The sequence below is a fragment of the Pseudomonas sp. 1 genome (genome assembly GCF_056626735.1).
Window position 1 is genome coordinate 602,604 of record NZ_JBWXMQ010000001.1, and the last position, 22,501, is coordinate 625,104.

Below are 22,501 nucleotides of genomic sequence, written 5' to 3' on the forward strand. Positions count from 1 at the left end.
TCCGGTTTTTTTTATGCTCAGTGAGTCCTCATCCCCGCCGCATACATCGCCAGTTTCAACAGACTCGCCACTACGGCCAGCGATACCACGCTGCCAAACCAGATCAGCAGCAGCCAGCCCAGGCGCTTGTACCAGGGGCTGGATTTCACCTCACGCGAATCAATGATAGCCATCGCCAATCCTCACTTTGCCGCGGAACACGTAGTAGTTCCAGAAGGTGTACATCAGGATCACCGGCAGGATGAACAGCGCGCCGATCAGGGCGAACAGCTGACTGGTGGCCGGTGAGGCCGCCGCCCACAGGCTGACCGACGGCGGAATAATGTTCGGCCAGATGCTCAGCGCCAGCCCGATGTAACCGAGGAACATCAGCACCAGGGTGAACACGAACGGCCAGTGGGTGTGTCGCTGACGCAGCGAACGCAACAGCCCGAACAGTGCCAGTACCGCCAGCACCACCAGCCCGGCGAATACGGTCAGGTGCGCATGGTTGAACCAGCGGCCAGCCAGTTCCGGGTGCAGTTGCAGCGTCCACGCGCCGATCACCACCACCATCGCCAGCAACAGCCACGCCAGCGGACGGCTGTAGTGACGCATCCGCGACTCCAGCATGCCTTCGGTCTTGACCAGCAGCCAGGTGCTGCCGAGCAAGGCATATGCGACCACCAGACCGACACCGCAGACCAGCGGGAACGGCGCCAGCCAGTCGAGACCGCCACCGGCAAACTGCCGATCCACGACCGGAATTCCCGCCACATACGCGCCAATCACCACGCCTTGGGAGAACGTCGCCAACAGCGAACCGCCAATGAACGCCCAGTCCCACAGATGACGTTTTTCAGCCGGTGCCTTGAAGCGAAACTCGAACGCCACACCGCGGAAAATCAAACCCGCGAGCATGAAGATCAGCGGCAGATACAGCGCCTCCAGAATCACCCCGTAAGCCAGCGGAAACGCGCCGTACAACGCTGCGCCGCCGAGCACCAGCCAGGTTTCATTGCCGTCCCACACCGGTGCGACGGTGTTCATCATCACGTCGCGTTCCCGCTCGTCGCTGATCATCGGGAACAGGATCCCGAGGCCCAGATCGAAGCCGTCCATGATCACGTACATCATCACCCCGAAGGCAATGATCACGCCCCAGATCAACGAGAGATCGATACCTTGGATACCCATGACTCAACGCTCCTTTTTCAGTGGATCCGGGTCGCGGATTCGAGGTTGTCGGTGACCGCCGAAAGTGGCCGGCGCGGGGTCTGGACCTGAGTGCCTTCAGGCGGGTGTTCGTGGTGCGGCTGCGGGCCTTTGCTCACCAGTTTCATCATGTAGCCGATGCCCACGGTGAACACCGAGCAGTAGATGACGACGAACAGCGCCAGCGACGTGCTCATCTGCGCTACCGAGTGGTGGGACGCGGCGTCATGGGTGCGCATCAGGCCATACACCACCCACGGCTGCCGCCCGACTTCGGTGGTGATCCAGCCCGCCAGCAACGCGATCAGACCGCTCGGCCCCATCAGCAGCACCAGTCGCTGGAAGCCGCGATGACGGTAGACCTTGCCGTTGCGCCGCAGCGCCAGCCCCAGCACACCGACCAGAATCATCAACATCCCCAGCCCGGCCATCACGCGGAAGCTCCAGAAAATCACGGTCGAGTTCGGCCGGTCTTCTTTCGGGAAGCTCTTGAGCGCCGGAATCTGCTTGTCGAGGCTGTGGGTGAGGATCAGGCTGCCGAGGTACGGAATCTCGATCGCGTACTTGGTTTTCTCCGCCTGCATGTCCGGGATGCCGAACAACAACAGCGGGGTCGGCTCGTTGTCAGCGTTTTCCCAGTGGCCCTCGATGGCGGCGATTTTTGCCGGTTGGTGCTCCAGCGTGTTCAAGCCATGGGCGTCACCGACCACCGCTTGAATCGGCGCGACGATAAGTGCCATCCACAACGCCATGGAAAACATCTTGCGCACCGGTTTGCTGTCGTTGCCGCGCAGCAAATGCCAGGCTGCCGAAGCGCCGACGAAGAACGCCGTGGCAACGAACGCGGCAATCGCCATGTGCGCCAGCCGGAACGGGAACGACGGGTTGAACACGATGGCCAGCCAGTCGACCGGCATCACCCGGCCGTCGACGATTTCGAAACCTTGCGGAGTCTGCATCCAGCTGTTGGAGGCGAGAATCCAGAAGGTCGAAATCAGCGTACCGATGGCGACCATCACCGTGGCGAAGAAGTGCAAGCCACGGCCGACGCGATTCCAGCCGAACAGCATCACCCCGAGGAACCCGGCCTCGAGGAAGAACGCGGTCAGCACCTCATAGGTCAGCAACGGCCCGGTGACGCTGCCGGCAAAATCAGAGAACCCGCTCCAGTTGGTACCGAACTGGTACGCCATGACCAGACCGGAGACCACGCCCATGCCGAAGTTGACGGCGAAGATCTTCGACCAGAAATGGTAGAGATCGCGGTAAGTGTCGTTACGGGTTTTCAGCCACAGGCCTTCGAGCACCGCCAGGAAACTCGCCAAGCCAATGGTGATCGCCGGGAAAATGATGTGGAACGAAACCGTGAACGCGAATTGAATTCGCGCCAGGTCCAGTGCCTCCAGGTTGAACATGATGATGTCCTCATCCAGGCTGAAAAGCGGCAGCACACGGCCGGGCCACCGCCAGGCGCGAACGCCTGCAGCCAGTCAAAAAGCAGAAGGGTTGGATCGCGTGGGTCGGCTACGCCACCGACGACGGGATCAGGTTGTTCGCCTCGGCGGCTTCGAGACGGATCGCCACGAACTTGGAGGTCGGTGTATAGGTGCGATCACCGTAGCTTTCCAGCGGCACCAGCGGGTTGGTTTCCGGGTAGTACGCGGCAGCCTGCCCCGCTGGAATGTCGTAGGCGATCAATGTGAAACCGCTGACCCGACGCTCGCGTTCATCGCCCCACAGCGCTACCAGATCGACCTTCTGCCCCGGTTCGAAACCGAGCCGGCGGATGTCCTGCTCGTTGGCGAACACCACGTCGCGCATGCCGTAGACCCCGCGATAACGGTCGTCGAGGCCGTACAGCGTGGTGTTGTACTGATCGTGGGACCGCATGGTTTGCAGAATCAGATGCGGTTTGACCGGCAGGTTGCGCACACCTTCGCTGATCAGATGCTCCGGCAGCACGCACGGGGTGAACTGGGCCTTGCCGGTTTCGGTTTTCCAGACCCGGTCGGACGCGTTGTTGCCGAGGTGGAAACCACCGGGGATCAACAGCTTCTCGTTGAAATTTTCGAAGCCCGGAATCACGTCCGCGATCAGGTTGCGGATGCGACCGTAGTCGCCCACTGCCCATTCCCAGTCGATCGGATGCTTGCCCAAGGTGGCGGCGGCGATCCCGGCAATGATCGCCGGCTCGGATTTCAGGTGCGCTGACTTCGGTTTCAACTGACCAAACGACAAGTGCACCATGCTGAAAGTGTCTTCCACCGTCACCCCTTGCGGGCCTTCGGCCTGGAGGTCGATGTCGGTGCGGCCGAGGCACGGCAGGATCAGCGCGTCACGCCCGGTCACCAGATGGCTGCGGTTGAGCTTGGTCGAGATGTGCACGCTCAGGTCGAGTTTGCGCATCGCCGCGTGGGTGCGCGGAGTGTCCGGCGTGGCTTGGGCGAAATTGCCGCCCAGACCGATAAACACCTTGGCTTCGCCACGTTCCATGGCACCAATCGCCATCACCGTGTTGTGGCCGTGCATGCGCGGCACCTTGAAGTTGAAGCGTTTTTCCAGGGCGTCCATCAGCTCGGTCGGGGCCAGTTCGTTGATGCCCATCGTGCGGTCGCCCTGCACATTACTGTGGCCACGCACCGGCGACAGCCCGGCGCCCGGACGGCCGACGTTGCCGCGCAGCAGTTGCAGATTGATGACTTCCTGCAGGGTCGGCACCGAGTGCACGTGCTGGGTCAGGCCCATGGCCCAACACATGATCACGCTCCTGGCGCGGGCATACATGCGCGCGGCCAGTTCGATGTCATGCAGCGGCACGCCGGATTGCTCGACGATGTGCTCCCAACGGGTGGCATCGACTTCGGCCAGATAGCTGTCGAGACCCGACGTGTGTTCGGCAATGAACGCGTGATCGAACACCGGTTCGCCGCCGGTGGCCTGGGCTTCACGCTCCCACTCCAGCAGGAACTTGGCCATGCCGCGAATCATCGCCATGTCACCGCCCAAGGCTGGACGGAAGTACGCAGTATTGGTCGCTTCCCAGCCGTTACTCAGCATCTCGATCGGGTTTTGCGGGTTCTGGAAACGCTCCAGCCCACGCTCCTTGAGCGGGTTGATGCACACTACCTGCGCGCCACGCTTCACCGCTTCACGCAGCGGTTCGAGCATGCGCGGGTGGTTGGTGCCGGGGTTCTGGCCGATCACGAAAATCGCGTCGGCGTGGTGCAGGTCGTCATAGACCACCGTGCCTTTGCCGACACCCAGGCTCTCGCCCATGCTTACCGCACTGGCTTCGTGGCACATGTTCGAGCAGTCCGGGAAGTTGTTGGTGCCGTAGGCGCGGACGAACAACTGGTAGAGAAACGCTGCTTCGTTGCTGGCACGCCCCGAGGTGTAGAACTCGGCCTCGTGGGGCGATTTCAGGCCTTTGAGGTGTTTGGCGATCAGCGCGAAAGCGTCGTCCCAGGTAGTTTCCACATAGCGGTCGACCCGCGCGTCGTAGCGCATCGGATGGGTGATCCGCCCCTGATACTCGAGCCAGTAATCGCTTTGCTCGGCCAGGGTCGAAACTGTGTACTTGTTGAAGAACGCCGGATCGACCAGGCGGCCGGTGGCTTCCCAGTTCACCGCTTTGGCGCCGTTCTCGCAGAACTTCAGCATGCTCGCGCCGGGTGCTTCACCCCAGGCGCAACCGGGGCAGTCAAAGCCGCCGTTCTGGTTGGTCTTGAGCATGGCGCGGATGTTTTTCAGGGCGTTTTCACTGCCCAGCCAGTTCCTGGTGAGGCTGATCACAGCCCCCCAACCCGCAGCGGCGCCCTTGTAGGGTTTGTAACGGTCGACTTGTGACATGGGACTTCTCCATGACGATGCACACAGGCAAAAACCTGATCGGGTTTAAACAGCGACGACTGACTTGAAGTTAAAAAAGCGGTCGTTTCGTTTGACGGGGCCAAGGATAGAAACCGCTGCAAAAACTTGTCTAATCGCTATTAATGACCGCGTTATCGAAAGCATCTATCACGGCTTTAAACCCTTTAAATACAGTCACTTGTAAAAACAGAGAGCGATAAAACCGGAAGAATTATTTCATCATCGACAGTATCAATCGGCCGGTCATTAAGAGTGATTGGACGTTGTCTCAAGTTGCTCATAACCTGCACCGACCCAATTCCTTCAATAGCGGATTTCACCCAAGCGAGGCTGTCATGTCAGAGCGCGTCTTGATCGATGGTTACAACCGCCGCGTCGACTACCTGCGCATGTCCGTCACCGACCGCTGCGACTTTCGCTGCGTGTACTGCATGGCTGAAGACATGCAGTTTCTGCCGCGCCAACGGGTGCTGACGCTGGAGGAGATCTATCAACTGGCGCAGAGCTTTGTCACGTTGGGCACCCGCAAGATTCGCCTGACCGGGGGCGAGCCGCTGATTCGTCCCGGCGTCGTCGGTTTGTGCCAGCAGATCGCCGCCCTGCCCGGCCTGCGCGAACTGTGCCTGACCACCAACGGTTCGCAGCTCGGCAAACTCGCCAGTCCGCTGTTCGACGCCGGGGTCAAGCGCCTCAACGTCAGCCTCGACAGCCTCGATGCCGAACGCTTCAAGCAGATGACCCGTACCGGCGACCTGGCCCAGGTGATCGACGGCATCGACGCCGCGCGCGCCGCCGGTTTTACCCGCACTAAACTCAACTGCGTGGTGATGCAGGGCCGCAACGATCACGAGATCAACGATCTGGTGCAGTTCGCCATCGAGCGGGATCTGGACATTTCCTTCATCGAGGAAATGCCGCTGGGCATCATCAGCGAACACAGCCGTGCCGAGTCGTTCTTCTCCAGCACCCAGGTGCGTGAAAAGATCGCCGAGCGTTACACCCTGATCGACTCCGCCGAGTCGACCCAGGGCCCGTCGCGCTACTGGCGGCTGGCCGAAGCGCCGCACATCCGGCTGGGGTTCATCTCGCCCCACAGCCACAACTTCTGCGGCACTTGCAACCGGGTGCGGCTGACCGTCGAGGGGCGTTTGCTACTGTGTCTGGGGAACGAGCATTCGGTGGATCTGAAAGCGGTGCTGCGCGCTCATCCTGGTCAACCGCAACGGCTGGAGAAAGCCATCATCGAAGCGATGAAGCTCAAACCTTACCGGCACAACTTTGAAGTGAACGACGACGTGCAAGTGGTGCGTTTCATGAACATGACCGGCGGCTGATCCGCCACGTTTTCAAGGCAGAGAGCCGCATGATCATCCGACCCAAGGTCAATCAATTCGCCATTCTCTTCACCCTCAAAGGCTCGATCGCCAAGCGCATCGCCCTGCGCACCCTGATGGTCACGCTGCTGGCGTCGGCCATCGTGCTGGTGGAAATGCTCCACCCGAGCAACTTCACCAAGGTCAACGCCACGCCGTTCACCCTGCTTGGCCTGTCGCTGTCGATCTTCATGAATTTTCGCAACAACGCCTGTTACGACCGCTGGTACGAAGCGCGCAAGGCCTGGGGCGAAGTGATCGTGCATGTACGCTCGGTGATTCGCGAAACCCATGTGATCCGCGAGTCGGCGCAACGCCGCTTGCTGTTGCTCAACCTCTGCGGTTTTGCCCACGCCTTGAATGCTCGGCTGCGCCGGGAAAACGAAGCTGCCGCCAGTGCCGAATGGATCACGCCGCAACACGATGCGCAGGTGCCGGACTACAGCGGACGCATCCTGCAAACCGTCGGCCAGCAATGTTCCGATTTGCATCAAGCAGGCGATCTCAGCGAATGGCGCTACATGCTGCTGGCCAATCACCTGACCAGCCTGACCCAGGCGCAGGCGGTGTGCGAGCGGATCAAGAACACGCCGCTGCCCTTCCCCTACACCTTGCTGCTGCACCGCACGATTTACCTGTTCTGCATCCTGCTGCCGTTCGCCATGGCCGAACCGCTGGGCTGGCTGACGCCGCTGTTCACGGCGATTGTCAGCTACACCTTCTTCGGCCTGGATGCGATTGCCGATGAGCTGGAAGACCCGTTCGGCCGGGATGAAAACGATTTGCCGACCGATGCACTGGTGCGCAGCATCGAGCGCGATATTCTGGCGGAACTCGGCGTCGAGCCTTTGCCGCCAGCGCTGAAACCCGTCGACTATGTACTCAGCTGACGGAACTCCGATCCTGTGGGATTGAGGGTGTTCAAAGGGCCTTTGGTTAATCCAGATGCGCCCAGGTCATGCGGAACGACGCGCCACCCCACGGTGAATCGCCGACCTCGACCTGCCCGCCATGGGATTGCGACACTCGCCGCACCAGCGCCAGACCAAGGCCGAAGCCGCCCGTGCGGCGGTCGCGGCTGGCGTCCAGGCGCGAGAACGGTTCGAAGATTTTCTCCCGACCTGCCAGCGGCACGCCCGGTCCGTCGTCATTGACCTGCACTTCGTATTGATCGCCGACGCGCACCAGCGACACCTCGACCCGCTGCTCGGCATAACGAATGGCGTTGCGCAGCAGATTGATCACCGCCCGCGCCATGAAGCGCGGTTCGATCCGCACTTCATCAACCCGGCAATCAACGATCAACAGCTGAACCCCGGCCGCCTCGGCTTCCAGTGCCACGCTGCCGACCACGCTGTCGAGCCAGTTGGCCGCTTGAATATTCTCGCGGGTGATTACCGTCGCTCCGCGTTCGAGGCTGGCGTAGGTCAGCAGTTCGGAGACCATTTCCTCCAGCTCGCCAAGGTCGGCGTACATGTCGGCGATCAGTTCGCGGTTCTGGCTGGCGTCCGGTTGCTGCTTGAGCTGATCGAGTTCGAACGACAACCGGGCAATCGGCGTGCGCAGTTCGTGGGAGACCGCGTTGGTCAGTTCGCGCTGATTGGCGATCAAGCCTTCGATACGCGCCGCCATCAGGTTGAAGTGGCCGGCCAGGTCGCGGATGTTCGAGCGTTTGGACAGCTGGATCCGTACCGAGAGGTCGTTGTCGCCGAAGCGCTCGGCGGCCAGTCGCAGTTTTTCCAGATCGCGCCAGTGCGGGCGCACCCAGAAGTACAAAACGATGCCGAGCAGCACCGCCAGCATCATGTAGGCCCCGGCAATATAGAACGGCATCAGGCTCGGCTCGGGCGGCAATTTGATGCTGAGCAGCTGTGAACCACCGTCGATGTTGCTGATGAACTGGGTGTAATCGTCGCGAATCACCAACAGATCCTTGGCCAGCTCGGCTTTTTCCTGATCGTTGAGGTTCAACTGGTCAGCCTCGACCAGACTCAACGTCAGCCCATAGTGTGGCCGCAATGCCTCCAGTTGCGCCTCGCGCGCAACGCCCTGCTGGTCGCGCATGTGTTCGACCAGCGACCATGCCTGACCGCGTACCGCCTCGCGGTTGTAGGCCTGCATCTGGTTGTCGAGCAACGCGTTGAAGGTGTGTTCGACGGTTTGCAGCGCCGCCACCAGCCCGACGGTCATCACCAAAAACAGCCCGAGAAATAACCGCAGCATCTACAACTCCCACGCGAACGGGTTGAACAGATAACCCTTGCCCCACACGGTCTTGATGCACACCGGTTCACGCGGGTTGTCCTTGAGTTTGTTGCGCAACTTGCTGATGTACACGTCGACGCTGCGATTGAGGCCATCGAAGGCGATGCCGCGCATGCGGTTGAGAATGTCATCGCGTGACAGGATGTTGCCGGCGGCACTGGCCAGCAGCCACAGCAGTTCGAATTCCATGGTGGTCAGTTCGATCGGCTCGCCCGCCAGACGCACTTCACGGCAACTGCGGTCGATGATCAGGTTGCCGAACTCCAGCGAGCTGACCACACCGCTTTCCGGTACTTGCCGGCGTTGCAGGGCCCGCAGGCGTGCGAGCAGAACAGGCGGTTTGATCGGTTTGATCACATAGTCATCGGCGCCAGACTCCAGGCCCAGAATATGGTCGACGTCATCCTCCTTGGCGGTCAGGATGACGATTGGCGTGTCCGACACGCTGCGGATTTCCCGGCACACGTGCAGTCCACTCTGCCCCGGCAGCATCAGGTCGAGCACCACGACTTTGGGCCTGAATTCAAGAAACGCGGCCACGGCCAGATCGCCGCGATGCACCGTGCGCACATCAAAGCCGTGTTGTTCGAGAAAGTGGGCGATCAGTGCGGCCAGCCGCTCATCGTCTTCCACCAGCAGGACTCTGCCAAAACCCAGGTTATCCATAACGACCGCCGCCAACCGCTTTGTGAAGTGGGCGACATTATGCGGGCATTCAATGGCGAGTCGTTTACGCCAGGCAACAAAAACCGGCCTCTGGGGCCGGTTTTCGTTGATGTTTCATACTCTTAAGAGTTTTTAACAATTCATGCCGCGACGGGTACGCCGCTGTGGAAACGGAATTCTTCGTCCGGGGACTCGATCAGATCCTGCTCGGCGGCGCGGACTTTTTCGATCACTTGAGCGATGTCCCTGGCGTCGCCGTACTGGTACGCCAGTTTCAGGTAACCCTGGAAATGCCGGGCCTCGCTTTTCAGCAGGCCGAAGTAGAACTTGCCGAGTTCTTCGTCCAGATGCGGCACCAGCGCTTCGAAACGCTCGCAACTGCGCGCTTCGATGAAGGCGCCGACCACCAGGGTGTCGACCAGTTTGACCGGTTCGTGGCTGCGCACCACTTTGCGCAGGCTGGAAGCATAACGGCCGGCATGCAGCTGACGCAGTTCGATCTTGCGCCGCTTCATGATGCGCATCACCTGCTCGTGGTGCACCAGCTCTTCCCGGGCCAGACGCGACATCATGTTGATCAGATCGACATGGGAATGGTACTTGGCGATCAGGCTCAACGCGGTGCTGGCGGCCTTGAACTCGCAGTTCTTGTGGTCGATCAGCAGGGTTTCCTGATCGGCCAGCGCGGCCTGGACCCAGGCGTCAGGCGTGCGGCAACCAAGGAATTCGTGGATTTCGGGAAGGATCATGGGGCTCACGGTCAAAAGGTGTTCGAGCGAAGGGCGCCGATTATACCGGCCTGCCCGCAGACCACCAGCGGCCTGCGTTGATATGCATCAAGTCGCAGACGGATGCGCAGCAACTATAGTTGTGCAACGCCGTGCCTTTTCATTGCTGGAGACTCACTCATGCAAGCCATTCGCAGCATTCTGGTGGTCATCGAACCCGAACACGCGGAAAGCCTGGCGCTCAAGCGCGCCAAGCTGATCGCCGGGGTGACCCAGGCCCATCTGCACCTGCTGGTCTGCGACAAGAAGCACGATCACGCCGGCATGCTCAGCGTGCTCAAGGCCGCGCTGTTGGCGGACGGCTACAGCGTCACCACCGAACAGGCGTGGAACGAGAGCCTGCACGAAACCATCATCGACGTGCAGCAGGCCGAAGGCTGCGGGCTGGTGATCAAACAGCACTTCCCCGACAGTTCGCTGAAAAAGGCCCTGCTGACCCCGGCAGACTGGAAACTCCTGCGCCACTGCCCGACTCCGGTGCTGCTGGTGAAAACCTCCGCCTCCTGGAAAGACCGAGTGATTCTGGCCGCTGTCGATGTAGGCAATGCCGATGGCGAACACCGCCACCTGCACACCACCATCATCGACCACGGTTATGACATCGCCAGTCTGGCCAAAGGGCATCTGCACGTGATTACCGCCCATCCGTCACCGATGCTGTCGGCGGCCGACCCGACCTTCCAGCTCAAGGAAAGCATCGAGGCGCGCTATCGTGAGCAATGCCGGGCGTTTCAGGCTGAATTCGACATTGATGACGCTCACCTGCACGTCGAGGAAGGACCGGCGGATGTGCTGATTCCGTTCATGGCGCACAAGCTGCAGGCGGCGGTGACCGTGATTGGCACCGTGGCGCGCAGCGGGGTATCCGGGGCGTTGATCGGCAACACGGCCGAACAGGTGCTGGATCAGCTGGAGAGTGATGTACTGGTGCTCAAGCCGCAGGAGGTTGAAGACCATCTGGTCGAGTTGGCGGTCAAGCATTAAGGCCTTCGGTGCCTGAACCGGCCCCTTCGCGAGCAAGTCGAATCGTCGCACCGTCGCTCCCACAGTGGTTTTGTGAACGACATTAATCCAATGTGGGAGCAGCTTGCTCGCGAAGCTTTTGAACTTCAGTCGCCGAGGGCGTCTTTGAGAAAACCTGGCGCGATATAGCGCTGATAGTGCGCTTCCGACAGCAGGAAAAATTCCCGATCAATGGCATCGCGCAGTTCCGGCAGGTTCCAGTCGCGAAACTCCGGCAGCAATACCATCCCGTAGGCTTCCAGATTAATGATCACCCGCGCGCCCCGGGCGATCAGTTGATAAGCCCAGCAATATTCCGACTGATGCGGCACGAAGCGGATCTTGCGCTGTTCCAGCTGATGGCGCAGGCGCGCCGGATCGAAGACCTCGACCTTGCTGGCCATCACTTGTGACAGCAATTGCTCGAGACGCAGCCAGACCGCGCGCTTTTCTTCCTCGTTGTAACCGTTCCAGTGGATCACTTCGTGGTGGAAACGCTTGCAGCCACGGCACACCAGATCACCGTAAACGGTAGAGCAGAGGCCGACGCAGGGGGTCTTGATGGTCTGATTGGGCATAAATGGGCAAAACACTTGAAACGCGGAACAGGTCGGCATGTTAGCCCTTTGTCCGCCATTCATCACCCCTCAAACGTCAGGGGCAAGCGCTGGATCGGGGTTTGGCCCGATGGCGCACAACGCCACCAAAGTCCAATAGAGCGCGACTTACCTTTAAATTTTTTTTGCCGTAGAATCAGCCAGCCTTTTTAGGCGCCAATGTCCGTTAGAAGCTGTTTTCAAAGCGTCACGAGCACAGTCGTTCCTTCAGAGCGGTGTTGGCGTAAGGTTTTTCCAGCGGGGAAAAGCCGTACGCCAACCCTCATCAGCTCCCCGTTCTGCAGGCGTAAAACTTTGAAAGCAGCTTCTGTAAGGAATTGCCGGTAATTCTGGCCGAACGACCCACAACGTCGTGAGGAGCATGAGTACGGCAATTTCGGGATGAGCGTCCCGGACACCCATTTGGGACCACTGATGAGGGTAATAACTGTGCTTGAAGCCTACCGCAAACATATCGAAGAGCGTGCAGCCCTGGGTATCGTTCCCCAGCCGCTTAACGCCGAACAAACTGCAGGCCTGGTCGAGCTGCTGAAGAATCCTCCGGCTGGCGAAGAAGCTTTCCTCGTTGACCTGATCACCAATCGCGTACCACCAGGAGTGGACGAAGCTGCCTACGTCAAGGCCGGTTTCCTCTCCGCACTGGCCAAGGGCGAAGTCTCCTCCCCTCTGCTGGACAAAAAGCGCGCTGTAGAACTGCTCGGCACCATGCAGGGCGGCTACAACATCGTGACTCTGGTTGAACTGCTGGACAACGCCGAACTGGCGCCAGTGGCCGCCCAAGAACTCAAGCACACCCTGCTGATGTTCGATGCCTTCCACGACGTGGCTGAAAAAGCCAAGAACGGCAACGTTCACGCCAAGGCCGTGCTGCAATCCTGGGCTGACGGCGAGTGGTTCAAGAAGCGCCCTGTGCTGGCCGACAAGATCAGCCTGCGCGTCTTCAAGGTGACCGGCGAAACCAACACCGACGACCTGTCCCCTGCTCCTGACGCCTGGTCGCGTCCAGACATCCCGCTGCACGCTCTGGCCATGCTGAAAATGGCCCGTGACGGCATCGTTCCGGACGAGCAAGGCAAGACCGGCCCGATGAAGCAGATCGAAGAAATGCGCGGCCAGGGCTTCCCTATCGCCTACGTCGGTGACGTGGTCGGTACCGGTTCCTCGCGTAAATCGGCGACCAACTCGGTTCTGTGGTTCTTCGGCGACGACATCCCTTACGTGCCGAACAAGCGCGCTGGCGGTTTCTGCTTCGGCAGCAAAATCGCTCCGATCTTCTACAACACCATGGAAGATGCCGGCGCACTGCCAATCGAGTTCGACGTGTCGAACATGAACATGGGCGACGTGATCGACCTGTACCCGCACGCTGGCAAAGTCTGCAAGCACGGTACCGACGAAGTCATCACCACCTTCGAAATGAAGACCCCGGTCCTGCTGGACGAAGTCCGCGCCGGCGGCCGTATCCCGCTGATCATCGGCCGTGGCCTGACCGAGAAGGCTCGCGCCGAGCTGGGTCTGCCAGCGTTCGATCTGTTCAAGAAACCTGAAGCACCGGCCGAAAGCACCAAGGGTTACACCCTGGCGCAGAAAATGGTCGGCAAGGCCTGCGGTCTGGCAGAAGGCAAAGGCATCCGTCCTGGCACCTACTGCGAACCGAAGATGACCACCGTAGGTTCTCAGGACACCACAGGTCCGATGACCCGTGACGAACTGAAAGACCTGGCGTGCCTGGGCTTCTCCGCTGATCTGGTGATGCAGTCCTTCTGCCATACCGCGGCTTATCCAAAGCCGATCGACGTGACTACTCACCACACCCTGCCTGACTTCATCATGACCCGCGGCGGTGTTTCCCTGCGTCCGGGCGACGGCATCATCCACTCGTGGCTGAACCGCATGCTGCTGCCGGACACCGTCGGTACCGGTGGCGACTCGCACACCCGTTTCCCGATGGGCATCTCGTTCCCGGCCGGTTCCGGTCTGGTCGCGTTCGCCGCCGCCACCGGCGTCATGCCGCTGGACATGCCGGAATCGATCCTGGTGCGTTTCAAAGGCAAAATGAAACCTGGCATCACCCTGCGTGACCTGGTTCATGCCATTCCTTACTTCGCCATCCAGAACGGTCTGCTGACCGTCGAGAAGAAAGGCAAGAAAAACGCCTTCTCCGGCCGCATCCTGGAAATCGAAGGCCTGGAAGGTCTGACCCTGGAGCAGGCGTTCGAACTGTCCGACGCCTCGGCCGAACGTTCGGCTGCCGGTTGCACCATCAAGCTGTCGAAAGAGTCGATCACCGAGTACCTGCAGTCCAACGTCACCCTGCTGCGCTGGATGATCGGCGAAGGCTACGGCGATGCGCGTACCCTGGAACGTCGTGCTCAAGCGATGGAAGCCTGGATCGCCAACCCGCAACTGATGGAAGCCGATGCCGACGCCGAATACGCCGAAGTCATCGAAATCGATCTGGCCGACATCAACGAGCCTGTACTGTGCGCGCCGAACGACCCGGACGACGCCCGTCTGCTGTCCAGCGTTGCTGGCGAGAAGATCGACGAAGTGTTCATCGGTTCGTGCATGACCAACATCGGTCACTTCCGCGCTGCCGGCAAGCTGCTGGATCAGGTCAAGGGTCAGCTGCCAACCCGTCTGTGGCTGTCGCCGCCGACCAAGATGGACGCTCACCAGCTGACCGAAGAAGGCTACTACGGCATCTACGGCAAGGCCGGCGCCCGCATGGAAATGCCAGGCTGCTCGCTGTGCATGGGTAACCAGGCACGCGTTGAGCCGAACAGCACCGTGGTGTCGACGTCGACCCGTAACTTCCCGAACCGTCTGGGCGACGGCGCGAACGTCTACCTGGCTTCGGCTGAGCTGGCGTCCGTTGCTTCGATCCTGGGTCGCCTGCCGACCGTCGAGGAGTACATGGAATACGCTGGCAAGATCGACAGCATGGCGGCCGACGTTTACCGCTACCTGTCCTTCGACCAGATTGCCGAGTTCCGTGAAGCTGCTGCGAACGCCAAGATCCCTGTCGTTCAAGCCTGACGCTGCAACGCAATGAAAAACGCCGCCCATCGCGAGATGAGCGGCGTTTTTTTATGCCTGCTGACGGCTGGTGCTGATCGTTCCCTCGCTCCGCGTGGGAATGCAGCCAAGGACGCTCCGCGTCCTGAACCGTGACGCAGAGCGTCACAAGAGGTATTCCCACGCAGACGGTTCTACGCCTCGACGTGGGAACGATCAATTACAAACCATACAGGCACAAAAAAGGCCGACCTGCGATGCAGGTCGGCCTTTCTGTTTCACAAGGTCAAATTCCACCTTGCTGCTGAACCTCAAGCAGTCAGCGAATAGATCAACGCCGAAATCGCCACCAGACCCACTGCGGTGACAAACACGTTCGACATCTGCCCACGATAACGCGCCATCGCCGGCACTTTGCGGATCGCGTACATCGGCATCAGGAACAGGATCGCCGCGATGACCGGGCCACCGATGGTTTCAATCATGCCGAGGATGCTCGGATTCAGGGTCGCCACGATCCAGCACACCACCAGCATGAACGCCGCCACGATGCGATCCAGAGCCTTGGCACCTGGACGCTTGCCGCTTTTGACGATCAAGCCCTTCAGGCCTTCGCTGGCTCCGATGTAGTGGCCGAGGAACGACTTGGAGATCGCCACGAACGCAATCAGCGGCGCGGCGAACGCGATGGTCGGGTTGCTGAAGTGGTTGGCCAGGTAAGACAGGATCGACAGGTTCTGCGCCTTGGCTTGCGCCAGTTGTTCCGGCGACAGGGTCAGTACGCAGCTGAACACGAAGAACAGCACCATCAGCACCATCAACAGGTGGGCGCGAGACAGGATCTGCGAGCTGCGCTCGTCGGCGTGAACACCGTAACGACGCTTCTGATCCACCGCAAACGCCGAGATGATCGGCGAGTGGTTGAACGAGAACACCATCACCGGAATCGCCAGCCACAGCGTGTGCAGCAGCGCCGACGGTGCCGGCACTTGCGAGGCGGTGGTCAGGATGCCGCCGTTCCAGTGCGGAATCAGGTACACCGCCAGGAACAGCAGCGCGACGATGAACGGATACACCATCAGGCTCATGGCCTTGACGATCACTTGCTCGCCGCAGCGCACCACGGCCAGCAGGCCGAGGATCAGCACGAACGACAACACCGCGCGTGGTGGCGGCGTGATGTGCAATTGGTGTTCAAGGAAACTGGCGACCGTGTTGGTCAGGCCGACGCTGTAGATCAGCAGGATCGGGAAGATCGCGAAGAAGTACAGCAGAGTGATCAGTGCACCGGCCTTGATGCCGAAATGCTGTTCCACCACGTCCGTGATGTCGGCACCTTCGCGACCGGAAAGCACGAAGCGGGTCAGACCGCGGTGTGCGTAGAACGTCATCGGGAAGGCCAGCAGCGCGAGGATCACCAGCGGCCAGAAACCACCCAGACCTGCGTTGATCGGCAAAAACAGGGTACCGGCGCCGATGGCCGTCCCAAACAGTCCCAACATCCAGGTAGTGTCATGGCGATTCCAGCTCGACAGTTCAGCTGGTGCTGCCGCTTCAAAGCGTTGTTCGACGCTATTGGCCTGATCATTCATCCGGTCGGATCTCCGCATTCCGGTCACTTGCCACTCGGTCGGGACGCGTCGGAAAAAACCGACAGACATGCCCCGGCCGAAACAGGGGCGCGATTCTCCGCGATAAATGAGCAGAAGCAAAGACTTAGCTGAGGAATGGTTGTGCGGAGCAGATCGAAGACTTGTCGCTTTTAGGAAAAAACATGTCGGCAACGGATACGCTACATGTCGTTTTATGGCATGTTTCGGTGCCGGATGTGACAGGGCAAAACCCGATCAAATCGATCGGCCCAACATGAAGCCGAGGGACATGCAAAAAATGCCGAAACCCAGCATGCCCCAGACTGGGTACATATCGTTTTTATCCTGGATTCGCATTTTCTCGACCCACTCCTCGTGCTCTCGATCTGCTTCTTCCATTATCGCTTTACGGTCGAACGTGCTCATGTAGATGTCCTCTTTGGGTTCATGGCGCTGACTGTGTGACGCACACATGCTCAAAACTTGAAATAGACACCTGCTACTGCGGTGATTGCGGTTACCACCGCTCCCAATACCGCGAGCGGGTACAGATTAGTCTCCCTGTTGAGTTTCTTTACTTCCGCCAAAAGCTTTTGCCTTTCAGCCCTCAGCTTGCGTGATTCATTCATTAGCCTGTCGAGTTCCAGACTTTCACGATCGTTCTGAAGCATTGGCCTTCCTTGGCTGATGGCAATTCCCGCACAGGCTGCCGCTCCATCCTGAGAGCATCCCGCGTTGCCCCTGTATGTTTCCGCGTTTCCAATCCCACGGTATAGCGGACGATTCCGCCGGACACCGTAGGCAACATCCGTAAATCCCGCAGGACGGTGCATCCATTTCCTACCGTTTTTAAACAACCTCACCGACTGGCATTTTTCGGCTATACCCAATGGCGAATCGACTGACATCCCCGTCCAGTCCCCTCGCCTGTGGAGCCTTCCCATGCCCCTCGTTCGCGTCGACATCAAGAAAAACCCGGATCCGACGTTCGCCAAACGCATTGGCGAAGTGATCTACGCCGCCCTGCGCAGCGAGATCAATGTGCCGGAACACGACAATTTCCAGGTGCTGGCCGAGCACGACGACCAGCATTTCGTCTATGACCCGCAATACCTGGGGATCCAGCGCAGCGACGGCATCGTGTTCATCCAGTTGACCATCAGCGAAGGCCGCACCGTGGAGATGAAGCAACGGTTGTTCCAGACCATCGCGCGCAATCTGAATCAGCAACTGGCCGTGCGTCAGGAGGACGTGTTCATCAACCTGGTGGAAGTGAAAAAAGAGAACTGGTCGTTCGGCAACGGCATCGCCCAGTACGTGACCTGATCCTGTGACCACCAGCGCCGACATCACCTGACGAAGCACCCGCGCGATCCCTGTATCAGCTCCTACACTGCCTGATGCGGGGCCGCGCCAGCCGTTGCCAAACCGCTCTGGAATCAGCACTCTGAATCGACTTTTGCGCCCGAAGACCGACGATCACAGGAGCCGAGCAATGCCCGCCACCGTTCTGGTACTGGTTGAAACCATCAATGACTATTTGCCGATTCTCGAACGTCAGGGATTTCACCTGATTCTCGCGCCGACTCCTGCCGAACGCGCGCAAGCCATCGCCACTCACGGGGCACGGATCGACGCGGTGCTGACCCGTGGCCCGCTGGGTTTGTACGCGGAAGAAATCGCCGCATTGCCCGCGCTGAAAATCATCTGCGTGATCGGCGCCGGTTACGAGCAGGTCGATCTGCAAGCCGCCAGTGACCGTGGGCTGACCGTGACCAACGGCGCCGGCGTCAACGCGTCATCGGTGGCCGACCACGCCATGGCCATGCTGTTGGCGCTGGTGCGGGACATTCCGCGCTGCGATGCGGCAGTGCGTCGGGGCGAGTGGCCGAAAATCATGCGCCCGTCGCTGGCCGGCAAGCGCCTGGGAATTCTCGGCCTGGGCGCGGTGGGGATGGCGATTGCCAAACGCGCCGGTCTGGGCTTTGACATGGAGATCAGCTACCACAACCGTCAGGTGCGCAGCGACGTGCCTTACGCGTTCTGCTCGACCCCGACCGAACTGGCCCGGGCCTCGGACTTTCTGGTGGTCGCCACGCCCGGCGGCATCGGCAGCCAGCATCTGGTGACCCGTCCGGTGCTCGATGCCTTGGGGCCCAACGGCTTTATCGTCAACATTGCCCGCGCCAGCGTGATCGCCACCGCCGACCTGATCAGCGCGCTGGAACAGCGTCGAATCGCCGGCGCAGCGCTGGATGTGTTCGATCACGAGCCGCAAGTGCCCGATGCGCTGAAGAGCCTGAGCAATGTACTTCTGACCCCGCACGTCGCCGGGCTGTCACCGGAAGCCACCCAGGGCACCGTTGAGCTGGTGGGCAAGAATCTGGTGGCGTTCTTCTCCGGCCAACCGGTGCTGACACCGCTCCAGTTGCCGCCAAAGCTGAACAACCAGCGCGTGCACTAAAGCACGCCGGGCAGAGTCCACAGACGCCGGGATTCGGCGTCTGCCGAAATCATCCCGGACGTGCCGGCGTCGGGCTGCGGCACGCCACGTCCATTCCCAAAGTTGATTACCGTCCAACACGCTAACCTATAAGACCGAGCCGCGCTTGTGACGACCCGAGCGCGCCATTAGATTAGCCAATGATGTCTGGCCTCCAAAATAAGCAGAAGGGATAAGCATGGCGCTTACTGACCAGTCCACCCGTATCCGCTCTGGCGAAGAACTCGATGCCAGCCTGATCGATCCGTACCTCAAGGCGCACATTCCGGGCCTGACCGGCACGCCCCGGATCAGCCAGTTTCCCGGCGGCGCGTCGAACCTGACCTACCTGCTTGAATACCCGGACCAGGAGTTCGTCCTGCGCCGTCCACCGTTCGGCCACAAGGCCAAGTCCGCCCACGACATGGGCCGCGAATTCCGCATTCTCAACCAGTTGCGCGACGGCTTCCCGTATTGCCCGAAAGCCTACGTGCACTGCACCGACGATTCGGTGATCGGCGCCGAGTTCTACGTGATGGAACGGGTGAAGGGGATCATCCTGCGCTCCGACCTCCCGCCGGAACTGGGCCTGGACTCGGCGAAAACCGAAGCCCTGTGCAAGAGCTTCATCGACCGTTTCGTCGAGCTGCACCGGGTCGATTACAACGCCTGCGGCCTCGGCGACCTCGGTAAGCCTGAAGGCTATGTCGCCCGCCAGATCAAGGGCTGGAGCGAGCGCTACGAAAAAGCTCTGACCCCGGACGCGCCGCACTGGGAACAGGTCAAAGCCTGGCTCAACGACAAGATGCCGGCCGACCACCCGACCTCCAGCATCGTGCACAACGACTACCGCTTCGACAACGTCATCCTCGACCCGACCAACCCGATGCAGATCATCGGCGTGCTCGACTGGGAGCTGACCACCCTCGGCGATCCGTTGATGGACCTGGGCAACACCCTCGCCTACTGGATCCAGGCCGACGACCCGGCGCCGGTGCAACTGATGCGCCGCCAGCCAAGCCACGCACCGGGCATGCTCACCCGCCGCGAATTCGTCGACTACTACGCCGAACGCTCGGGCATCCAGATCAATAATTTCGACTTCTACTACACCTACGGCCTGTTCCGCCTGGCCGGCATCGTGCAGCAGATCTACTACCGCTTCTTCCATGGCCAGACCCAGGACAAACGCTTCGCGCAGTTCATTCACATGAACAAACTGCTGGAGCAGATGAGCCTGCAGGTCATTGCCAAATCCAGCCTCTGATGACGGCGTTATAACAAGGCTTACTACAAGGGAATCCCATGTCCAAGACTCAGTTGTTCGACCTCGACGGCAAGATCGCTTTCGTCTCCGGCGCCAGCCGCGGCATCGGTGAAGCCATCGCCAAACTGCTGGCCCAGCAAGGCGCCCACGTCATCGTTTCGAGCCGTAAACTCGAAGGCTGCCAACACGTGGCCGACGCCATCATCGCCGCTGGCGGCAAAGCCACAGCGGTCGCCTGCCATATCGGCGAAATGGAACAGATCAGCCAGGTCTTCGCCGGGATCAAGGAACAGTTCGGCCGTCTGGACATCCTGGTCAACAACGCCGCGACCAACCCGCAATTCTGCAACGTGCTGGACACCGACCTCGGCGCCTTCCAGAAAACCGTCGACGTGAACATCCGTGGCTACTTCTTCATGTCGGTGGAAGCCGGCAAGCTGATGCGCGAAAACGGCGGCGGCAGCATCATCAACGTGGCCTCGATCAACGGCATTTCGCCGGGGATCTTCCAGGGCATCTACTCGGTGACCAAGGCCGCGGTGATCAACATGACCAAAGTCTTCGCCAAGGAATGCGCGCAATTCGGCATCCGCTGCAACGCCCTGCTGCCGGGCCTGACCGACACCAAATTCGCTTCGGCCCTGGTGAAGAACGACGCGATCCTGAAGCAAGCGCTGACGCAGATCCCGCTTAAGCGCGTAGCCGACCCGAGCGAAATGGCCGGCGCCGTGCTTTACCTGGCGAGCGATGCGTCGAGCTACACCACCGGCGTGTCGCTGAATGTGGACGGTGGTTTCCTGTCCTGATCCGCCGCTGACGCAAGCGAAAAGGCAGCCCAAGGGCTGCCTTTTTCATGCTTCCAGAACCTTCGGCAACTGCCAGCCGAAATGCACCGACAACAACCGCAGCAACAAACATGCCGCGCCTGCCAGCAATGCGGCCGCCACAGGCGAAACGCCCAGCCTGCGCCCGACGATCAACACCGCCGCACCGACAAACGCCGAACTGGCATACAAATCCGCCTGCAACACCAGCGGCACCCGCGCCAGCACGATGTCACGCAGCACCCCGCCACCGACACCGGTAATCGCGCCCATCAACATGGCCACAAACGGCGAAATCCCGAAATTCAATGCCTTCTGTGCCCCGGCCACTGCAAACAGCGCCAACCCCGCCGCATCCAGCACGATCAAGGTCGAACCGGACCAGCCCAGCACCCGCTCATGAAAAACAAACGCCACCCCGCCCATGGCAAACGCCAGCGCGGGATAACGCCAGTCAGCCACAGCCTTGGGCGGCGTAGCGCCGATCAACAGGTCACGGGTCACCCCGCCGCCCAGTGCAACGATGAACGCAATCACCATCACCCCGAGCAGATCGAGTCGAGCGTGCATCGCCGCAATGGCGCCTTCAACGGCAAACACGGCGGTGCCGACCAGATCGGCCACCAGCACAATCCGCTCGACCCGCGCCTTCGATGGCGCCAGGACTATTGAGTGACGCAACGGGTCTTGGTGATGTGTCGGGTCACTTGCCCGTCGGCATACGCATCACCGGCGACCTCGGTATTTTCCATGACCTGACAAGTGCGCTCCGGTGGCGGAGGCGGCGCTGCCGGCGGAGGGGGTGGAGGACTGGCGCAGCCGCTCAGCAGCACCAGACCGAAAGCCGACAACAGCGAAGAACACACGCGTTTCCCAGGATTTTTCATAGGATGACCCGCGATGAATGGAAGACAAACTCCCGTCGCCGAGCGTGCAAATACCCGGTTATGGAAACCGAACCACTCATTCCTTATAGACCAGTGGGGGGTGAGTGCCAGTGAAATGGGGAGAACAGGTGATATTTACTGTCGATTTTCGGGATGAGTAGCTATCAATTCAATGAGTCGACCGATCGGCCGCCCCCGCTGACAAACCAGTACCCACAGGTGACCGTCAGATTGGGACGCAGAGCCAAAGCGAGGTGCCGAACGTCAGGGCACAAACCTTCTGGTTCCTGTTGGCTGGGCCGGCATTAACGGATATTCACCCAAAAAAACCATGAACCTGGTCGGCCCGGAGGCCGCCACGCTCACCCCGGAGAGCGCAAGGAATTACTCTCAAGTTCATACCGCAATTCATCAATCAAGGCCTCCACCGCTTCCGGCGTGCGCAAGGCATCTAGGCTCAATCCGCTGATGACCAGATCAACCTCCCCGGAAACCCGGTGATACAGCTTCACCGTCAGTGAATGATCCCCATCCACCACGCACTCGCAGGCCAACGGCGAAAAACTGCGCTCAAGCTGAGCCCGCAACTGTGCCAGATACATCACCGCGCGTGCTCCGGAAGACGGCGCGCTACGCCCGGTTCAATGACAAGCAAT

Annotated in this window: 21 protein-coding genes; 8 read left to right on the forward strand and 13 right to left on the reverse strand. The window is 60.3% G+C overall.

Annotation, left to right across the window (positions count from 1 at the left end):
• Positions 1 to 17: 17 nt before the first annotated feature.
• The 4 genes from AC1MDC_RS02705 to AC1MDC_RS02720 all read right to left on the reverse strand — a co-directional run bounded on the left by AC1MDC_RS02705 (position 18) and on the right by AC1MDC_RS02720 (position 5,043).
• Positions 18 to 173: a DUF2474 domain-containing protein gene (locus AC1MDC_RS02705; protein WP_085698192.1), complete on the reverse strand. Its 156-nt coding sequence runs from the start codon at positions 171 to 173 to the stop codon at positions 18 to 20.
• Complete coding sequence (cydB, locus tag AC1MDC_RS02710; protein ID WP_480392457.1) at positions 160 to 1,176, reverse strand: cytochrome d ubiquinol oxidase subunit II; 1,017 nt, start codon at positions 1,174 to 1,176, stop codon at positions 160 to 162. The genes AC1MDC_RS02705 and cydB overlap by 14 nt, the downstream gene beginning before the upstream one ends.
• A 17-nt stretch (positions 1,177 to 1,193) precedes the next feature.
• Positions 1,194 to 2,609, reverse strand: coding sequence for a cytochrome ubiquinol oxidase subunit I (locus tag AC1MDC_RS02715; protein WP_085698346.1), 1,416 nt, complete (start codon positions 2,607 to 2,609; stop codon positions 1,194 to 1,196).
• A gap of 109 nt (positions 2,610 to 2,718) precedes the next feature.
• A complete protein-coding gene (locus AC1MDC_RS02720; RefSeq protein ID WP_480392458.1) occupies positions 2,719 to 5,043 on the reverse strand; it encodes an FdhF/YdeP family oxidoreductase in 2,325 nt (774 codons plus the stop codon).
• Between the two features lie 356 nt (positions 5,044 to 5,399).
• Between AC1MDC_RS02720 and moaA the strand changes: the two genes are divergently transcribed.
• Positions 5,400 to 6,398, forward strand: coding sequence for a GTP 3',8-cyclase MoaA (gene moaA / locus AC1MDC_RS02725; protein ID WP_480392459.1), 999 nt, complete (start codon positions 5,400 to 5,402; stop codon positions 6,396 to 6,398).
• Between the two features lie 29 nt (positions 6,399 to 6,427).
• Positions 6,428 to 7,327, forward strand: coding sequence for a bestrophin family protein (locus AC1MDC_RS02730; protein ID WP_480392460.1), 900 nt, complete (start codon positions 6,428 to 6,430; stop codon positions 7,325 to 7,327).
• 46 nt (positions 7,328 to 7,373) lie between these two features.
• Here AC1MDC_RS02730 and AC1MDC_RS02735 read toward each other — a convergent pair whose 3' ends face one another.
• From AC1MDC_RS02735 to AC1MDC_RS02745, 3 genes are all read right to left on the reverse strand, one after another.
• A complete protein-coding gene (locus tag AC1MDC_RS02735) occupies positions 7,374 to 8,660 on the reverse strand; it encodes an ATP-binding protein (RefSeq protein ID WP_085698187.1) in 1,287 nt (428 codons plus the stop codon).
• A complete protein-coding gene (locus AC1MDC_RS02740; RefSeq protein ID WP_085698186.1) occupies positions 8,661 to 9,368 on the reverse strand; it encodes a winged helix-turn-helix domain-containing protein in 708 nt (235 codons plus the stop codon). It abuts the gene before it with no gap.
• 140 nt (positions 9,369 to 9,508) lie between these two features.
• Positions 9,509 to 10,117 (reverse strand): MiaE family protein, encoded by a 609-nt coding sequence (locus tag AC1MDC_RS02745; protein ID WP_266200049.1) that lies wholly within the window; start codon positions 10,115 to 10,117, stop codon positions 9,509 to 9,511.
• Positions 10,118 to 10,276: 159 nt separating this feature from the next.
• Between AC1MDC_RS02745 and AC1MDC_RS02750 the strand changes: the two genes are divergently transcribed.
• Entirely contained in the window at positions 10,277 to 11,140 is an 864-nt protein-coding gene (locus tag AC1MDC_RS02750) for a universal stress protein (protein WP_085705028.1), read from the forward strand.
• Positions 11,141 to 11,265: 125 nt separating this feature from the next.
• On the opposite strand, the gene AC1MDC_RS02755 is transcribed toward AC1MDC_RS02750, so the two are convergent.
• A complete protein-coding gene (locus tag AC1MDC_RS02755) occupies positions 11,266 to 11,736 on the reverse strand; it encodes a DUF1289 domain-containing protein (protein ID WP_085610662.1) in 471 nt (156 codons plus the stop codon).
• Between the two features lie 468 nt (positions 11,737 to 12,204).
• On the opposite strand from AC1MDC_RS02755, the gene acnB reads away from it, so the two are divergent.
• Positions 12,205 to 14,814, forward strand: a complete 2,610-nt coding sequence (gene acnB / locus AC1MDC_RS02760; RefSeq protein WP_085705030.1) for a bifunctional aconitate hydratase 2/2-methylisocitrate dehydratase — start codon at positions 12,205 to 12,207, stop codon at positions 14,812 to 14,814.
• Between the two features lie 290 nt (positions 14,815 to 15,104).
• On the opposite strand, the gene AC1MDC_RS02765 is transcribed toward acnB, so the two are convergent.
• The 3 genes from AC1MDC_RS02765 to AC1MDC_RS02775 form a co-directional block, all read right to left on the reverse strand.
• Complete coding sequence (locus AC1MDC_RS02765; RefSeq protein WP_085698182.1) at positions 15,105 to 16,385, reverse strand: HAAAP family serine/threonine permease; 1,281 nt, start codon at positions 16,383 to 16,385, stop codon at positions 15,105 to 15,107.
• Between the two features lie 255 nt (positions 16,386 to 16,640).
• Entirely contained in the window at positions 16,641 to 16,811 is a 171-nt protein-coding gene (locus AC1MDC_RS02770; RefSeq protein WP_170929732.1) for a hypothetical protein, read from the reverse strand.
• Between the two features lie 50 nt (positions 16,812 to 16,861).
• Positions 16,862 to 17,056 carry a hypothetical protein gene (locus tag AC1MDC_RS02775; protein WP_085705034.1) on the reverse strand — a complete coding sequence of 65 codons (195 nt, stop codon included), beginning with the start codon at positions 17,054 to 17,056 and terminating at the stop codon, positions 16,862 to 16,864.
• A gap of 271 nt (positions 17,057 to 17,327) precedes the next feature.
• Here AC1MDC_RS02775 and AC1MDC_RS02780 point away from each other — a divergent pair, with 271 nt between their 5' ends.
• The 4 genes from AC1MDC_RS02780 to AC1MDC_RS02795 all read left to right on the forward strand — a co-directional run bounded on the left by AC1MDC_RS02780 (position 17,328) and on the right by AC1MDC_RS02795 (position 20,940).
• Positions 17,328 to 17,711 (forward strand): tautomerase family protein, encoded by a 384-nt coding sequence (locus AC1MDC_RS02780; protein ID WP_007958838.1) that lies wholly within the window; start codon positions 17,328 to 17,330, stop codon positions 17,709 to 17,711.
• A 169-nt stretch (positions 17,712 to 17,880) separates the two neighbouring features.
• Positions 17,881 to 18,849 carry a 2-hydroxyacid dehydrogenase gene (locus AC1MDC_RS02785; RefSeq protein WP_085705038.1) on the forward strand — a complete coding sequence of 323 codons (969 nt, stop codon included), beginning with the start codon at positions 17,881 to 17,883 and terminating at the stop codon, positions 18,847 to 18,849.
• Positions 18,850 to 19,066: 217 nt separating this feature from the next.
• Positions 19,067 to 20,134, forward strand: coding sequence for a phosphotransferase family protein (locus AC1MDC_RS02790; RefSeq protein WP_480392461.1), 1,068 nt, complete (start codon positions 19,067 to 19,069; stop codon positions 20,132 to 20,134).
• A gap of 38 nt (positions 20,135 to 20,172) precedes the next feature.
• Entirely contained in the window at positions 20,173 to 20,940 is a 768-nt protein-coding gene (locus AC1MDC_RS02795) for an SDR family oxidoreductase (RefSeq protein ID WP_085687598.1), read from the forward strand.
• 45 nt (positions 20,941 to 20,985) lie between these two features.
• On the opposite strand, the gene AC1MDC_RS02800 is transcribed toward AC1MDC_RS02795, so the two are convergent.
• Complete coding sequence (locus AC1MDC_RS02800; protein ID WP_480392462.1) at positions 20,986 to 21,639, reverse strand: trimeric intracellular cation channel family protein; 654 nt, start codon at positions 21,637 to 21,639, stop codon at positions 20,986 to 20,988.
• A 568-nt stretch (positions 21,640 to 22,207) separates the two neighbouring features.
• On the reverse strand, positions 22,208 to 22,450 hold the full coding sequence (locus AC1MDC_RS02805; protein WP_085698176.1) for a DUF1652 domain-containing protein: 243 nt from the start codon (positions 22,448 to 22,450) through the stop codon (positions 22,208 to 22,210).
• Between the last annotated feature and the right edge of the window lie 51 nt (positions 22,451 to 22,501).

What these genes read in the sequence shown, in the direction of transcription:
- AC1MDC_RS02705 (WP_085698192.1), bottom strand. Translation starts at nt 173, where the DNA reads ATGGCTATCATTGATTCGCGTGAGGTGAAATCCAGCCCCTGGTACAAG.
- cydB (WP_480392457.1), bottom strand. Translation starts at nt 1,176, where the DNA reads ATGGGTATCCAAGGTATCGATCTCTCGTTGATCTGGGGCGTGATCATT.
- AC1MDC_RS02715 (WP_085698346.1), bottom strand. Translation starts at nt 2,609, where the DNA reads ATGTTCAACCTGGAGGCACTGGACCTGGCGCGAATTCAATTCGCGTTC.
- AC1MDC_RS02720 (WP_480392458.1), bottom strand. Translation starts at nt 5,043, where the DNA reads ATGTCACAAGTCGACCGTTACAAACCCTACAAGGGCGCCGCTGCGGGT.
- moaA (WP_480392459.1), top strand. Translation starts at nt 5,400, where the DNA reads ATGTCAGAGCGCGTCTTGATCGATGGTTACAACCGCCGCGTCGACTAC.
- AC1MDC_RS02730 (WP_480392460.1), top strand. Translation starts at nt 6,428, where the DNA reads ATGATCATCCGACCCAAGGTCAATCAATTCGCCATTCTCTTCACCCTC.
- AC1MDC_RS02735 (WP_085698187.1), bottom strand. Translation starts at nt 8,660, where the DNA reads ATGCTGCGGTTATTTCTCGGGCTGTTTTTGGTGATGACCGTCGGGCTG.
- AC1MDC_RS02740 (WP_085698186.1), bottom strand. Translation starts at nt 9,368, where the DNA reads ATGGATAACCTGGGTTTTGGCAGAGTCCTGCTGGTGGAAGACGATGAG.
- AC1MDC_RS02745 (WP_266200049.1), bottom strand. Translation starts at nt 10,117, where the DNA reads ATGATCCTTCCCGAAATCCACGAATTCCTTGGTTGCCGCACGCCTGAC.
- AC1MDC_RS02750 (WP_085705028.1), top strand. Translation starts at nt 10,277, where the DNA reads ATGCAAGCCATTCGCAGCATTCTGGTGGTCATCGAACCCGAACACGCG.
- AC1MDC_RS02755 (WP_085610662.1), bottom strand. Translation starts at nt 11,736, where the DNA reads ATGCCCAATCAGACCATCAAGACCCCCTGCGTCGGCCTCTGCTCTACC.
- AC1MDC_RS02765 (WP_085698182.1), bottom strand. Translation starts at nt 16,385, where the DNA reads ATGAATGATCAGGCCAATAGCGTCGAACAACGCTTTGAAGCGGCAGCA.
- AC1MDC_RS02770 (WP_170929732.1), bottom strand. Translation starts at nt 16,811, where the DNA reads ATGAGCACGTTCGACCGTAAAGCGATAATGGAAGAAGCAGATCGAGAG.
- AC1MDC_RS02775 (WP_085705034.1), bottom strand. Translation starts at nt 17,056, where the DNA reads ATGCTTCAGAACGATCGTGAAAGTCTGGAACTCGACAGGCTAATGAAT.
- AC1MDC_RS02780 (WP_007958838.1), top strand. Translation starts at nt 17,328, where the DNA reads ATGCCCCTCGTTCGCGTCGACATCAAGAAAAACCCGGATCCGACGTTC.
- AC1MDC_RS02785 (WP_085705038.1), top strand. Translation starts at nt 17,881, where the DNA reads ATGCCCGCCACCGTTCTGGTACTGGTTGAAACCATCAATGACTATTTG.
- AC1MDC_RS02790 (WP_480392461.1), top strand. Translation starts at nt 19,067, where the DNA reads ATGGCGCTTACTGACCAGTCCACCCGTATCCGCTCTGGCGAAGAACTC.
- AC1MDC_RS02795 (WP_085687598.1), top strand. Translation starts at nt 20,173, where the DNA reads ATGTCCAAGACTCAGTTGTTCGACCTCGACGGCAAGATCGCTTTCGTC.